Source organism: Acinetobacter sp. YH01024, from assembly GCF_013420195.1.
Taxonomy (GTDB): domain Bacteria; phylum Pseudomonadota; class Gammaproteobacteria; order Pseudomonadales; family Moraxellaceae; genus Acinetobacter; species Acinetobacter amyesii.
Map to the genome: position 1 here is coordinate 95,454 of NZ_VOYQ01000004.1, position 15,148 is coordinate 110,601.

Consider the following 15,148-nt stretch of genomic DNA (forward strand, 5'->3'; position numbering starts at 1 on the left):
CATTTTCCAAAGTCACCTCATTTTAGATTTTGTCATTATGACATGATTTTTTTGGCCTGACGTGCAAGGAAGTTTCGGAAATCATCCAAATAGGTAAAAATCACTGGAACAACCACGAGTGTCAGTAAGGTAGAAGTAATCACTCCGCCAATCACGGCATGTGCCATTGGCGCGCTTTGTTCACCGCCTTCACCTAGACCAAGTGCAAGCGGAACCATACCCATCACCATTGCACTGGTGGTCATTAAAATGGGGCGTAAACGGGTTTTACCTGCTTCAATAATTGCGTCATAACGATCTACACCATGATCCATGGCTTTTTTAATAAAGTCGATGAGTAGAATTGCGTTCTTTGTCACCAAGCCCATGAGCATAATAATCCCGATAATGGAAAAGAGGTTCATGGTTGAATTAAATAAGAATAAGGCTAAGAACACCCCAATCAATGATAAGGGCAATGAAGCCATAATGGCTGCAGGGTGAATGAAGCTATTAAATTGTGAACCCAAAACAATATAAATAAATACAATAGAGAGGGTAATCGCTGTCATTGCATAACCCGCAGACTCAGCCATATCTTTATTGGCACCTTGCGTGACAAAACTATAACCTGGTGGCAAGTCGAAGTTTTTCTCTATCTCATTGATTTCGGCACCAATATCACCCGCAGGACGTCCTGCTGTGTTGGCTTCAACCATTACTTCACGTGCCAGATCACGACGGTTAATTTGTGAAGCACCAAGTGTTTCTTCAAAGCTTGCCACACTTGCCAATGGAACTAAAATAGGTAAGCCTGCAGCATCGGTTTTTTGTGATGTGATGTACATGCTTTGAATGTCAGTTGGCAGTCGACGCTGATCTTCAGTGAGTCTTAAATTTACATCATAGGTTTCGCCTTTATCATCCTTCCACGTTGTTACATTATCACCCGCAAGAAGAGGGCGTAATACATTGGCGATTTGATTGACGGATAAACCTAAATCACTGGCTAAAACGCGATTGATATGTACACCTAAGGTCGGTTTAGGTTCTTTGAGTGAGCTTTCTAAGTCGACAATACCTTCGACTTTGGCAACTTCAACCAAGAATCGATCTGAAATGCGTTGTAACTCATCTAAGTCTGGTCCTTTAATCGAGATCATTACCGGCTTTTGGCCGCCCGAAACTGTTTCATCAGCTGAGGCAATCGAGGTAATGGTAATACCTGCTACATGTTTTAAGCGGGTACGGAATTCATTGTTGAGATCCGTTAATGTTTGACTACGCTCCGTACGTGGTGAAACAGTGACACGAATGCTAGCATGGTTTTTGCCGCGATCAGTGGCACTATTAATTGCACCATAAGTGGCTTTGACTTCTGGATGTTGGCGAATGATACGATCTACTTGCTTAAGCTTAGCCTGCGAATATTCAAGGGTTGCATCAATTGGTGTTTCAAATTTGATCCGAATTTCACCTTTGTCTGGTACGGGTACAAATTCAGTTCCGATCATTTTGGATAAACCTAATGCACCAAATAAAGACGCGACGGCGATTAAAAGGGTAATGAGCCTAAATTTTAAAGCAAGCTTGAGTAATTTTTCATAATGATGGCTTAGGTTGTCGAGCTTGCCCGAAATCCAGTTAAAAAAACGTTTGATTTTACCCGGCTTTTTATTTGGATCTTGGCGCTCTGCCCAGTGAGCAGACAACATCGGGTCAAGGGTGAAACTCACAAACATTGAAATCAGTACAGCGGTACTGACGGTTACACCAAATTGATAGAAGAAACGCCCAATAATGCCGCCCATAAATGCCACAGGTAAAAATACCGCGACAATGGTCAATGTTGTGGCCAATACAGCTAAACCAATTTCTTTTGTGCCGTCGAGTGCAGCGGTGACGTGGTCCTTGCCCATATCGGCATGGCGGACAATATTTTCGCGTACTACAATGGCATCATCAATCAGGAGACCGATACTCAGTGAGAGAGCCAGTAGGGTCATCATATTGATGGTAAAACCAAAAATCCAAACAAAGGTGAGGGTACCTAGTAGCGAAATCGGTAGGGTTAAACCTGTAATGGCTGTCGAACGAAATGAGCCGAGAAATAACAATACAATGAGTACCGCAAGTACTGCACCTTCAAAAATCGTACGTGCCACGTCTTTAATGCTGCCACGAATACCTTTTGAAGAATCAACCACAATTTCTGCGGTCGTGCCTTGCGGCAATTGCTTTTGGATTTTACTTAAGGTTTTACGGGTATTATCAACAACCTCAATCACATTAGAGTCCGAACTTCTCAGAATGTCGACAGCGACGGCTGTTTTACCATTCAGATAAGCACTCGACTCCATTTCAGCTTGGCTATCTTCTATTTCGGCAATTTGTTTGAGATAAATCGGCGCGCCATTTTTATTGGCAACCACTAAATCACCGAATGAGTTTGGGTGAATAACCCGAGATTTAATTTCGACCACCAATTCTGAGTTCTTTTGTTTTAAAGTCCCCCCTGGAACTTCAATATTTTCAGATTTTAGGGTGTTTATAACTTGGTCTATCCCAATCCCGAAACTTTGTAATTTTTGCGGATTTACTTGAATACGAATTTGACGCTGTGCATCACCCAATAAATTGACCGTACCGACACCGGGAACCGTTCTAAGCTGGGGCACAATCCGTTGATTCAGATAGGAACTCAAATCACGTAAAGACATGTCCTTCGATTCAAAAACAATCGACATAATCGCACTGGCAGTAGGGTCATAACGTTCTACGATGGGGTCATCAATTTCATCACGAAATTGTGCGGTTACTGGTGCAATTTTATCTCGAATATCCTGTGCAGCTACAGAGGACGAGACATCTAGATTAAATTCGACAATAACCGTGGATAAACCTTCACTGGATTGAGAAATGACTTGCTTGAGGCCTGAAATGGTATTGATCTGATCTTCAAGTTTCTTGGTGATTTCAGATTCGACAGACTCAGGAGAAGCACCCGGATAGTTGGTGTAGACAACAACAAAAGGGAAGTCGATATCAGGAAACTCTTCAACACCCATACGTTGCCAAGATGCGAGTCCTAGTACCATCAGACAGAACATCATCATGATAGTGAAAACAGGATATTTCACACTAATTCGGGTTAACCACATAACAACTGTCCTGCCTTATTCTTTTAATTTTGGCTGATACTTACATCTTGTTTGATATCTGAATCATTAAATTTAATTCGGCTGATCAGATCACTATTTTGTAAGCCCTGAACAATCGCGGTGTTATTGCTATAACTCTGATTCAAAATTTGTACAGGTACTTTGGCAATTTTATTTTGACGAATGACCCAGACGTAAGGTTTATCTTTTAGACTTTGAATGGTGTCGAGTGGAATTTTTTGGCCTGAAATATTATCCGTGCCTAAGATGTGGCCTTCGACAAAAGCACCAATACTTAATGATGTAATGGTTTCATTTGGGGCTGCAAAAAATTCAATTTGGCGACTTGCTTGATCAGCAATCGGTGAAATCCGACTGATTTGTGCAGTGAGTAAATTGCTATTGCCTTGGATGTTATATTCAATTTTTTGTCCAATTTTCAGTGCAGCTTGCTGATCACTTGGTAATTTGGCTTGAATTTCCAATTGGTCTGGATTGACGATTTCAAAAAGGGTTTGTCCCGCAGCAACCGTTTGTCCCGGTTCAACATCACGTTTGGTAATCACGCCTTGGATAGGGCTATAAATGGTGCCGTCTTGATTGGCTTTACGTGCAATATCGACATTGGCTTGTTGGGCGCGAACATTTTCCAGTTGAGCTTGGTAATCGACACGACTTTGTTCAAACTCTACTTTGGAAATAAAGCCTTGATTCAGCAAACGCTGTTTGCGCTCCATCATCAGTTTGGCTTGATTGGCTTGAGCTTGCGTTGATGCAAGGTTTGCTTGTGATTGAGCAAGACGTGCGGCATTGTCTTGATTATTTAAATGCACCAACACTTGGCCTTTGCTGACACGTTGTCCGACCTCTGCATTAACATTGGTTGCAGTCGCAGTGACTTGGGCTTGAATACTGCTCTGATTGACTGCCCGAATGGTGCCTGTAAAGGCTGTTTTTGAAATGGCGTTGCCTTGTTCGATCGTCACCAGATCTTGTTGAATCAATTCAATCTTATTTTCTGGTTTTACACTTTGCTGCGGATCTTCTTTTTGACATGCAGCCAAAGTCAGGCTTATGCAAAGCAGGCTAAGCTTTAAAAAAGGGGATGATTGCTGTGCAGATTGCATAATGGTCCTTATATCAGCGGTCTACAAAAGCAATTGAATAACAAGTTTATTCCATCGCTTTTAAACGCGTAATAATTCTGTCGTATTCAGCTTCTGTATTTCGATAGCGAGTTTGTAACGATTGAATGTATTCTTTTTTCGCTACCATATTTTTTTGATTATTATCCAACATTGTTTTTAATTTTGCCGGAACGGTTTCACCTTTTCGAAAATGTTCACGTTCTTGGCGAACAAATAATACACGATCATTTTGTAATTGTTTTAATTGTTCTTGTTCAAACACGATCTGTTTACGTATACCCGTCAGTGCATCACGCTTTTTAATGGCCGCAGTTCGGCTATTTGTATAGGCTTTTTTAAGTTTGATATCTGATGCTTGCTGACGTGCTTGAGCAGCACGCTGAGGAGCTTGTCTAACATCAGCTTCAGCATTGTAGGGGCGGTTACGTTTAATCACTTGCATATTTTGATCAAGTGCTTCATAACCATAGCGGATGTGATTTGGTGTCACATTGGTACTGATGTTTGCTATGCCTTTACTGTCATAGTAACGATACCAAGTCGCCTTTTGTGGTTGCTGCGTATTGGTTGGTGCAGCAAATAAAAGCGGGGTATAAGCCAGTAAACAAGTCGTCAGAATGACTTTTTTTGAGAAATGTTTAAGGCCAATCAAGTGAATTTTTTTTGTAAACGGACTCAACCTTGTACTCCCCAGTTTAAAGTTGACTAAATTACTTATTTTAAAGTAATAATCTTGCTATAATATGCTTAATTAAGACAATTAAATACTATTCCAAGTTAAAAAAAAATCGTTGGTCATCGGAAAGTGTGAAGCAGTTAATAAAAACAAGAAATCTTGTGTGTTTGCGCAGAAAATGTTCATTGAAAACGCAAGTAAAGATATGTTAAAAATGTTCACAACTTGTAAATAATAATGCTGCTAACTTAATTGTTTGTACATCCTCAATGGGTAGGGTCAATAAATGGACGATAAATTCCAAAATCTAAAAGTCATGGTAATTGATGATTCAAAAACCATTCGTCGTACGGCCGAAACGCTGCTTCAGCGTGAAGGATGTGAAGTAGTCACTGCTGTAGATGGTTTTGAAGCACTTTCAAAAATTGCAGATGCGAATCCAGATATCGTATTTGTCGATATTATGATGCCACGTCTTGATGGCTATCAAACTTGTGCCCTGATTAAAAACTCTCAAAATTATCAAAATATTCCTGTGATTATGCTTTCAAGTAAAGACGGTTTATTTGATCAGGCGAAGGGTCGTGTTGTGGGTTCGGATGAATACTTAACGAAGCCATTCAGTAAAGATGAATTGCTGAATGCAATCCGTAATCACGTTACAGCTTAATTAGATTTTTTATTTTTGGGGGAAAAAGCATGGCACGTATCCTAATCGTTGATGATTCACCAACAGAAACTTTCCGTTTTAAAGAAATTTTAGGTAAACACGGATTTGAAGTGATTGAAGCTTCAAATGGGGCAGATGGGGTGACAATGGCTCAAGCTGAGTTACCAGACTTGGTCTTAATGGATGTGGTAATGCCGGGTGTGAATGGTTTCCAAGCAACACGTCAAATTGCACGTGGTGCGACCACCAAACATATTCCGATTGTCATTGTAAGTACCAAAGATCAGGCAACTGACCGTGTTTGGGGTAAACGCCAAGGTGCTTCTGATTATCTAACTAAACCTGTAGACGAAAAACAATTAATTGATGTGATTAAGCAACACCTCAATGCAGGATAAAGCTCTATGGCAGCAAATGGATTTATCGAATTACTTCGAATCGCAAAACGAGGAAACAAAAATTATGTTTCCACTGAAAATGAAGTAAACCGATGGTCAGGCATTGCTTTTGAGATGATGGGGCAATATTACGTTGCTCCTTTAGGTGAAGTAGCTGAAGTGATCTACCCACCAAAATATACGCCAGTTCCCAATACCCAACCTTGGGTGATGGGACTAGCCAATATTCGGGGACGCTTACTTTCTTTGTCTGACCTAGCACAATATATAACCGGTCATCGAAGTAGTTTTTCACCCACTCAAAAAGTTTTATGTATTAGTCATAATGACCATTATGTCGGTTTGGTAGTCGATCAAGTTTTGGGTATTCAACACTTTAATAAGAAAAGTTATTTTTCTAAACATAATGAGTTGGATCGAAATTTACAGGAATATTGTCAGGGGTATTTCCACCAGCATAACCAGCAGTGGAATGTATTTCTCTTCAGTCGTTTACTGCAAAATCCAAAATACATGAACGCATCTATAAAATTTATAAATTAATTGTCGCGCACGAACGAAAGAAGGCGTAATCGGGGAGAAGCTGAATGGGCTTTAAACTTAAAAAGAAAAATACGGGTGAAAGCACCAGTGGTCGTAAAGGCGGTAATGCTTTTCTGGCAAAACTGCAATCACAGACAGATCAATTATCTCGAGTTTTTGGTGATAGTGAAAAATCCAAACCATTTATTTATGGTGCGATTGGCTCATTAGTACTGGCAACGATCATTTTATTATACCTATTCTATAGCGTTCCTCGCGGTAACCAATTAACGCAAAGTTTGGGTGAACTCCGTCTTCTTTCGCAAACAATTTCGCGTCAAGCAACTGAGGCAACTGCTTCAGGTACTGAAGATGCAATGAAAAAATTAATTGCCTCTCAAGATTCGTTCAAAGAAAACTTAGAAACAGTAAAAGATATTCATGCGAATACCGATGCGCTGAAATCTGTAGATACGCAGTGGGCTGAAGTTTCAAAAAGTATTGACTTGATTACTTCGCAACAAAAAATCATTAACAAGTTATATGACACGAACATCGCGATTGGTGAAACCATTCCGGGGATTCAGGCGGAATATAACCTGATGGTCGATCAAATGGCGCGTCAAGACATGCCTTCGAACCAGGTGGTTATTGCGAAAAACCAAGTATTCATTGCGGAACGTATTTTACGTTCGATCAGTTCGGTGCTTTCAGGTTCTGATAGCTCACGTGAGTCTGCGGATGACTTCAGTGCCGATACGGAAACCTTCGGTTTGTACTTAAATGCTCAATTGGACGGTAGTGCAGAGCTCGGTGTACAGCGTATTGAAAGCCCTGAATTACGTGAATCACTTGAAGGTATTAAAGCCGAATATGACGACGTATTAAAATCAGCTTCAGCGACGATTTTGAAAAACTCAACACAAATTGTGAACGTACGTAAAGCATCTTCACAAATTTTTGCTGAGTCAGACAATTTGTTGGGTAATTTAAATCAATTGTCTTCTAACACTGGTCTGAAAACCATTTTACCTGCGGTACTGTTGATTCTTGCATTAACAGCCTTCTTGATCTGTGTATTCAAACTTCTTTCTTTACGTGGTCAATCTGATAAATTCCGTGTAACCCGTCTTCAAGAAGAATATGACCGTAACCAGAACGCGATTTTACGTTTACTCGATGAAATTGCCGATCTTGCAGACGGTGACTTGCGTTCGTATGCGACGGTATCTGAAGACTTTACCGGTGCGATTGCCGACTCGATTAACTTCGCAATCGACCAATTACGTGACCTTGTATCGCGTATTACAGAAACTTCTCAAGAAGTTGCACAATATACGGCGAATACGCAGGGTATTACCAACCAGCTTGCAGAAGCATCTGAGCATCAGGCGCAAGAGATTGCTGGTGCATCTGCCGCGATTAACGAAATGGCAATGTCGATTGACCAAGTATCTTCGAACGCTGAAGAATCAGCTGTCGTAGCAGAACGTTCAGTACAAATTGCTGCAAACGGTGCAGATGTTGTAAACCGTTCAATTGAAGGTATGGACACGATTCGTGAACAGATTCAGGAAACTTCAAAACGTATTAAACGTTTGGGTGAGTCTTCTCAAGAGATTGGTAACATTGTCGCATTGATTAACGATATTGCCGACCAAACGAACATCTTGGCATTAAACGCAGCAATTCAGGCATCGATGGCAGGTGAGGCAGGTCGTGGTTTCGCCGTGGTAGCGGATGAGGTACAGCGTCTTGCGGAACGTTCAGCGTCTGCAACCAAGCAGATTGAAGGCTTGGTAAAAACTATTCAAACGGATACTAACGAAGCCGTAATTTCAATGGAACAAACGACTTCGGAAGTTGTACGTGGTGCGAACTTGTCTAAGGATGCCGGCGTAGCACTGGATGAAATTCAGTCTGTATCGGGTAACTTGGCGAAACTGATTGCAAACATTTCGGATGCTGCAAAACTTCAGTCTGCTTCAGCAGGTCATATTGCGACAACGATGAACGTTGTACAAGAAATTACCTCGCAAACCACCAGTGCAACATTTGATACTGCACGTTCGGTATCTGAATTGGCGAACATGGCTGAATCATTACGTGAATCTGTATCTGACTTTAAACTCCCAGAGTAAGTCAGGCGCAAACCTGCAGTACCTTAGCTACGGTTAGGGTACTGCACCGATTACAGATAACACATCGATAAGGTGAACTTAACGTCACAGTTAAGTCTTAGGTGATGGTTACAATTAAGTTTGAGCAACCTTCTTGGTGGCAAAACATAAGAAGCCTTAGCTATGAAAGAAATATTAAAAAATTTAGTTGAAACAACTACGCTTCCTGAAGATAGTTATCTTGATCAAGATGCAGAAATTTTAGAGATTTTTGTTGAAGAAATAGAAGAAATCTTTGAAGAACTAGCGGGTTTATTTACAACTTGGTTGGAAAATCCACAAGATAAAGACACTTTAACGACGATTCGTCGTCATTTCCATACCCTGAAAGGTTCGGGTCGTATGGTCGGGGCAAAATCGGCGGGTGAATCTGCATGGGCAGTTGAAGATACGCTGAACCGTGTTATTGCGGGTTCGGTACAGTTAACGCCGACCGTTCAAAAGTTTGCACAAACAGTTTTAAATGTTTATCAATATAAGCTCTATCCACGGTTTAAAAATGTTGCCGAATTGGATGTTGACTTACGTCCATTGGTTTTAATGGGGCAACAATTACAACAAAATATCAGCCTTGAGCCTGCACTCGAAGAATTATTAAAACTGGCAGATCAATTAAAATCTGAAGATGATGTCACTGGTTTAGAACTGACTGATGTTGAAGCTACGTCACCTGTAGAAGTGCTTGAAAGCACGATTGATGTGGTCGTTGAATCAGAACCTGTTCTTGAGCAAGTGGATGCAGATGCGTCACTGGTCGAAGAGACAGTGAGCATTTTTATTGAAGAAGCTGAAGAACATCTACAAACGATTGATCAGTTCCTCCAATCTGATGACAGTAAATCACAAGACTATAATGGCTTGATTCGCGCGCTACACACCTTGCGTGGTAGTTCATCAATGGCGCAAATCGAAGAGATTTTTGAAGCCAGTTCAAAAGTTGAAAACTTATTCAAAACCTTATTACAAGACGAAATCGTATCGAGCTCGAAAGAAACTGCTTTATTGATTCAATATGCTGAATTTGTTCGTGATTATTTACACGTGCTGCGTTCAGGATATAAGGCAAATCTTGCGTCTATTTATGAAACCTTTAAAGCCGCTTGGGATGATTATGGTTTTGCAAGCCAAGATCAATTGGCGCCTGAAGATAATCCGCAAGGTTTGGTTTCTAAACTAATCGAATTAAATATTGATCAGTTATTAGATGCTGAATTTGAGTTTGATAAACGTGCCCTTGCTGAATTCCCAGACTATATTCAACAGCTCAGTCAGCAAGCTTTAGAGTTGATTGAACATACGGATAATCGTGCGTCTGTTGGAATCCATGATTTCACAACTCAACTGCGTGCAGCGTATCAGTCTTTAATTGAAAAGCCTGAATTACTCCATGCTGATTATGGCTATGAGTTATTTGCGCAAGCACATCAAGAATTCATTCACTTATTTGACACCTTAGCTGCGGGTCAGCGTGTGGTGTTAAGTGAAGAGGTTCAGCGTTTCTTAAATGAGCTAGCTGCATTTGTTCAACAAGACATTGAAGCAGTTGCAGCAACGACTACACAAGAAGCCAATATCGTTGCCGAACCTGTTGCCACTGCAGAAGATAAAGCCGCTGTTCCAAATACAACAGCAGTAGACTTTGCACAATTAAGTCAGCGTATCCAACTTGATCATCAACAGATGCAAGCGGCGGATGCGAATAATGACTTTGATGAAGATCTTTTAGGGATCTTTATTGAAGAGGCAGAAGAATTATTGGTGGGGATTGACCAAGACCTCAGTACTTGGACACGTGATCAGACCAATACTTCAGCTTTGAATAATTTAATGCGTTATTTGCATACCCTAAAAGGTGGTGCAAATATGATTGCCGCGTCTCATGTGGGTTTAATTTCGCATGAATTGGAGTCGATTTATGAGCGCATTATTCGTCAGCAAATTTCGATTACTCCTGCGTTAATTCAAATTATTCGCTTGGTGCAGGATGATATTTCAGATCGTATTCAAACCATTCGTGACCAAGGGATCGACTACCCAGCGAATAATGTGATCGATATTCTAAGGAATATTCAGTCAATTGTGGCAGGAGAACATTCAGAACCTGTTGCATTGGCTTCGGCTCCTATTTTAGCTGAAACTGAACAAGCAGCAGTAGAACCAGATGTATCGGTGTCAGAGCCGATGAATGTTGTTGAAGACACTGCAGAAGCAGTGGTTGAAGCTCAAACGACTGCTCACACTGAGTCCGCTGTTGAACATCTTGAACATGCGGTTGCTGAACATGTTGAGCATCCAGATGATGATCTACGTTCGGTCATGGAAGAAACCTTCCTTGAAGAGTCTGAGGAAATTCTTGAACAAGCCGTTCAATTATTAAATCAATGGACTGAGCAACGAAGTGACCGTAACGTATTGCTTCAATTACAACGTGCTGCCCACAGTATTAAGGGTGGAGCGCGTATGGTTGAAAATGAACCTGTTGCCGCAATTGCGTATCAACTAGAAACGACATTTGAGCATTTCGCTGTTCATCATTTCAACTCAAATGCGTATGACGGCTTACTCAAAACAACCTTAGCATGGTTAAAAGAAGCGATCTTCAACCATGACTATAGTAATTTTGACAGCATTAAATTGAGCTTAGAGTCCATTCAATATGTGGATGTTACAGTTCAATTGCCAAACCGTGTTGCAGAATTAGAACAAGGTATTGTCAGCAAAGGCTTTGAATTTATTCAAGGTGATGGTGTTGAACCGCCATCTATGTTGGGTGAATGGTCAGAAGCGAATTCTTCTGATAACAGTAATGAGATGATTCGTATCTCGGCTGATCTCGTCGAGAAGATGATTGACTTATCAGGCGAAAACTCGATTAACCGTTCACGTATTGAGATGGACTTAGGTCAGCTAGGCAATACCTTGAATGAAATGGAGTTAGCAATTAAGCGACTTGCTGACCAGTTACGTCGAATGGATGGTGAGCTTGAGTCACAAATTATTGCCAAACATGGTTCTGAAAATTCACGCTATGCGGATTTCGACCCATTGGAGATGGACCAATATTCATCGATTAACCAATTGTCAAAATCTCTAGCCGAATCTGCGTCGGATTTGGTTGACTTCAAGAGTACTTTGGCAGAAAAAATCCGTGATGCGGAAGGTCTGTTATTACAACAATCACGTATTCAGTCAGAAATTCAAGAAAGTCTGATGCGTACCCGTTTGGTGCCATTTGATCGTTTGTTACCACGTTTACAACGTATTGTGCGTCAAACCTCTTCGACCTTGAACCGTCCTGCAGAATTGATTGTTCAAAATACAGAAGGTGAATTGGACCGTACGATCTTAGAGCGTTTGGTGACACCATTTGAACATATGCTGCGTAATGCGGTCGACCATGGTTTAGAAGATACTGCTGACCGTTTGGCTTTAAAAAAGCCAGAAGTAGGTAGCATCGTCTTGAACATTAGTCGTCAGGGTACTGATGTACTGGTGTCTTTCAGTGATGATGGTAAAGGGATTGATGAAACCAAAATTAAAGACAAAGCCTTAAAACTTGGTTTAATCAAAGCGGATCAGTTCCTCGATAAACAAGAAATCTTGCAATTGATCTTCCATCCAGGTTTCTCAACGGCACAATCGGTAACGCAAATTTCGGGTCGTGGTGTTGGTCTGGATGTGGTGCAAAGTGAAATTAAAGCCTTGGGTGGTCATGTTTCCGTTGAGTCTGAGTTAGGTAAAGGGACGACCTTTACCATTCGTGTACCAACCACAGTAGCGGTCAGCGATGCCTTGATGGTGAAAGCGGGCGATCAGCAATATGCGATTTCATTAGCGCAAATTGAACGTATTGTCCGTATTGCACCTACGGCACTCGAAACTTACTTCAATAGTAAGGATGACGTGTTTAAAATTGACAGCACCAATTACAAACTACGTTATCTATCAGAGTTTGTGGGTAATCAGCCAATTCCACGTTTAAATAATGTCGGCCATTCATTGCCTGTATTGCTAATAAAAGGCAACAGTGGTCAAACCATTGCTTTATTGGTCGATCAGCTGGTGGGATCACGTTCTCAAATCGTGGTGAAACCAATTGGTCAACAATTTACCAGTGTGGCCGCGATTGCAGGTGCTACGATTCTGGGTGATGGTCATGTATGTTTGATTTTGGATGGACAAAATATTGCACGTCAGATTCAAACTTCGCAGCGTGTTAAACATTCAGCTGAACAGCGTGATTTGGGCCGTCAAGCCAATGCGCGTCGTTTAGTGATGATTGTCGATGACTCGGTGACAGTACGTAAGGTGACTTCACGCTTACTTGAACGTCAAGGTTATGACATCGTGACAGCGAAAGATGGTGTGGATGCAATTGAACAGCTTGAAAATGTCCGTCCAGACTTGATGCTACTTGATATTGAAATGCCACGTATGGATGGTTTCGAAGTGACAAACTTAGTTCGTCACCACGACATTCACCGTGACTTGCCAATCATTATGATTACATCGCGTACAGGTGAAAAACATCGTGAGCGTGCATTTAGCTTAGGTGTGACTCACTATATGGGTAAACCATTCCAAGAAGCTGAATTGCTTGCCAATATTGAAGCTTTAATTGCAGAAAAGCAGGGGTAATCTATGAGCCAAAATACTGTTTCTCAGGTTGTCAGCGATAAAATTGATCAGCAGGAACTGCAACATCTCATTACGGTTTCTACCGGTTTTATCGATGCGTATATCATTGACTGTCATGGTAAAGAGCCAATGTTGTTGCCACAAAATATTGTGCTATCAGCGCTTGATAGTGCAACCAATGTTCCTTTTGTTGAATGGCATGAATTGAAATTGCCTGTTTTCTCAGTCAATGATCCTGCAAAAAATCAGGGTGTGGCTTTGGTCATTGAAGGGGATGATGTTGGACAGCGTTTTGCACTGATGTGTAATGAGATGCCGAAAACCATTCGTTTGCGTATTTCTGAAGTGGTTGATGAAGAAAAAGCCGTGAAAGACGCCAATATTTTCCAATATGTACGCATGGCCGATCAGGTATTTCATATTCCAAATTTAGCCAATATTCAAAATAGCATTGGGCTTCAAGCGGCTTAATATTTGCAAAAACGAGATATAAAAAAGGAACTCAATGGAGTTCCTTTTTTATATTGCAGAGAATACTTAAGCCAACAGGTTTTCTAAAATCTTTTCGTAAATTTCAGAAAGTGGCTCCAACTCTTCCACATTGACGTGTTCATTGATTTGGTGAATCGTGGCATTCAAAACACCCAATTCAAGCACCTGTGCACCTGTAGGCGCAATGAATCGACCATCAGAAGTACCACCACTGGTCGAAAGTTCAGTTTCTGTCCCTGTAACATCACGAATGGCATCACGTGCGGCATTCACTAACTCACCGACAGGGGTGAGGAATGGAAGACCAGATAAGGTCCAAGAGATGTCATATTCAACGCCATGACGATCTAGAATTTCCAAGGTGCGTGCTTTGAGTTCGTCCGCCGTCACTTCTGTTGAATAGCGGAAGTTAAAGAGTAAATTCATCGTGCCCGGAACAACGTTGGTTGCTCCTGTACCGGCATTGATATTGGAAATTTGAAAAGATGTTGCGGGGAAGTATTCGTTGCCATTATCCCACACGGTATCGCAAAGTTCAGCCAGTGCCTTTGATGCTGTATGGATTGGATTGACCGCTAGATGTGGGTAAGCAACGTGCCCTTGTTTACCCTTAACCGTTAAATTGGCATTTAGCGAACCACGACGACCATTTTTAACAATATCGCCAAGTGTGTTGGTGCTAGATGGTTCACCCACCAAACACCAAGTCATTTTTTCATTACGCGCTTCTAAAGTTTCAACAACTTTGACAGTCCCGTTGATCGAAGGACCCTCTTCGTCAGAGGTAATGAGAAAGGCAATCGAACCTTTATGATTTGGATGCTTTGCAACAAAACGTTCTGAAGCAACAACCATAGCTGCCAACGCGGTTTTCATATCTGCGCTGCCACGACCATACAGTTTACCGTCGCGAATTTCAGGAAGAAATGGGTCAGAACCCCATGCATCCAAGTTACCCGTAGGTACTACATCCGTATGACCTGCAAAGCAAAATACTGGTGCTTCAGTCCCTTTACGTGCCCAAAGATTATCTACATCATCAAAACGCATATTTTCAATGTTAAAGCCAATTTTGGCTAAACGATCCGCCATAATGTTCTGGCAGGTATGGTCAATCGGTGTCACCGACGGTTGGCGAAGTAGTTCTAGGCTGAGATCAAGAGTTGCTGTTGAGGTCATGCTAAATACAGAAGTCAAAAATGTCGCAATATAATAGGCGAATCAACAAGCGAAGGGAAATTTAGACGTAAAAAACCCTATTAAAAAAATAGGGCTCTTTTATAA

General features: G+C 41.3%; 10 protein-coding genes. 6 read left to right on the top strand and 4 right to left on the bottom strand.

Translation table 11 applies throughout. From position 1 onward, the window contains the following. Positions 1–35: 35 nt before the first annotated feature. From FTT88_RS03485 to FTT88_RS03495, 3 genes are read right to left on the bottom strand one after another with little or no spacing between them, the layout of a single operon-like run. Entirely contained in the window at positions 36–3,140 is a 3,105-nt protein-coding gene (locus FTT88_RS03485) for an efflux RND transporter permease subunit (RefSeq protein WP_180004982.1), read from the bottom strand. 23 nt (positions 3,141–3,163) lie between these two features. Then, positions 3,164–4,267, bottom strand: a complete 1,104-nt coding sequence (locus tag FTT88_RS03490) for an efflux RND transporter periplasmic adaptor subunit (RefSeq protein ID WP_180004983.1) — start codon at positions 4,265–4,267, stop codon at positions 3,164–3,166. A gap of 46 nt (positions 4,268–4,313) precedes the next feature. Further along, positions 4,314–4,907: a hypothetical protein gene (locus FTT88_RS03495; protein ID WP_373683064.1), complete on the bottom strand. Its 594-nt coding sequence runs from the start codon at positions 4,905–4,907 to the stop codon at positions 4,314–4,316. 343 nt (positions 4,908–5,250) lie between these two features. On the opposite strand from FTT88_RS03495, the gene pilG reads away from it, so the two are divergent. The 6 genes from pilG (at position 5,251) to FTT88_RS03525 (ending at position 13,843) form a co-directional block, all read left to right on the top strand. Continuing rightward, on the top strand, positions 5,251–5,634 hold the full coding sequence (gene pilG / locus FTT88_RS03500) for a twitching motility response regulator PilG (protein ID WP_078191060.1): 384 nt from the start codon (positions 5,251–5,253) through the stop codon (positions 5,632–5,634). 29 nt (positions 5,635–5,663) lie between these two features. Beyond that, positions 5,664–6,032, top strand: a complete 369-nt coding sequence (locus tag FTT88_RS03505) for a response regulator (RefSeq protein ID WP_078191059.1) — start codon at positions 5,664–5,666, stop codon at positions 6,030–6,032. A 6-nt stretch (positions 6,033–6,038) separates the two neighbouring features. Continuing rightward, positions 6,039–6,575, top strand: a complete 537-nt coding sequence (locus tag FTT88_RS03510) for a chemotaxis protein CheW (RefSeq protein WP_078191058.1) — start codon at positions 6,039–6,041, stop codon at positions 6,573–6,575. A gap of 44 nt (positions 6,576–6,619) precedes the next feature. Beyond that, entirely contained in the window at positions 6,620–8,695 is a 2,076-nt protein-coding gene (locus FTT88_RS03515; RefSeq protein WP_180004985.1) for a methyl-accepting chemotaxis protein, read from the top strand. A 162-nt stretch (positions 8,696–8,857) separates the two neighbouring features. Next, positions 8,858–13,372, top strand: coding sequence for an Hpt domain-containing protein (locus FTT88_RS03520; protein WP_180004986.1), 4,515 nt, complete (start codon positions 8,858–8,860; stop codon positions 13,370–13,372). Positions 13,373–13,375: 3 nt separating this feature from the next. Next, complete coding sequence (locus FTT88_RS03525; protein ID WP_180004987.1) at positions 13,376–13,843, top strand: hypothetical protein; 468 nt, start codon at positions 13,376–13,378, stop codon at positions 13,841–13,843. A gap of 66 nt (positions 13,844–13,909) precedes the next feature. Here FTT88_RS03525 and dapE read toward each other — a convergent pair whose 3' ends face one another. Further along, a complete protein-coding gene (gene dapE / locus FTT88_RS03530; RefSeq protein WP_180004988.1) occupies positions 13,910–15,043 on the bottom strand; it encodes a succinyl-diaminopimelate desuccinylase in 1,134 nt (377 codons plus the stop codon). Positions 15,044–15,148 lie beyond the last annotated feature (105 nt).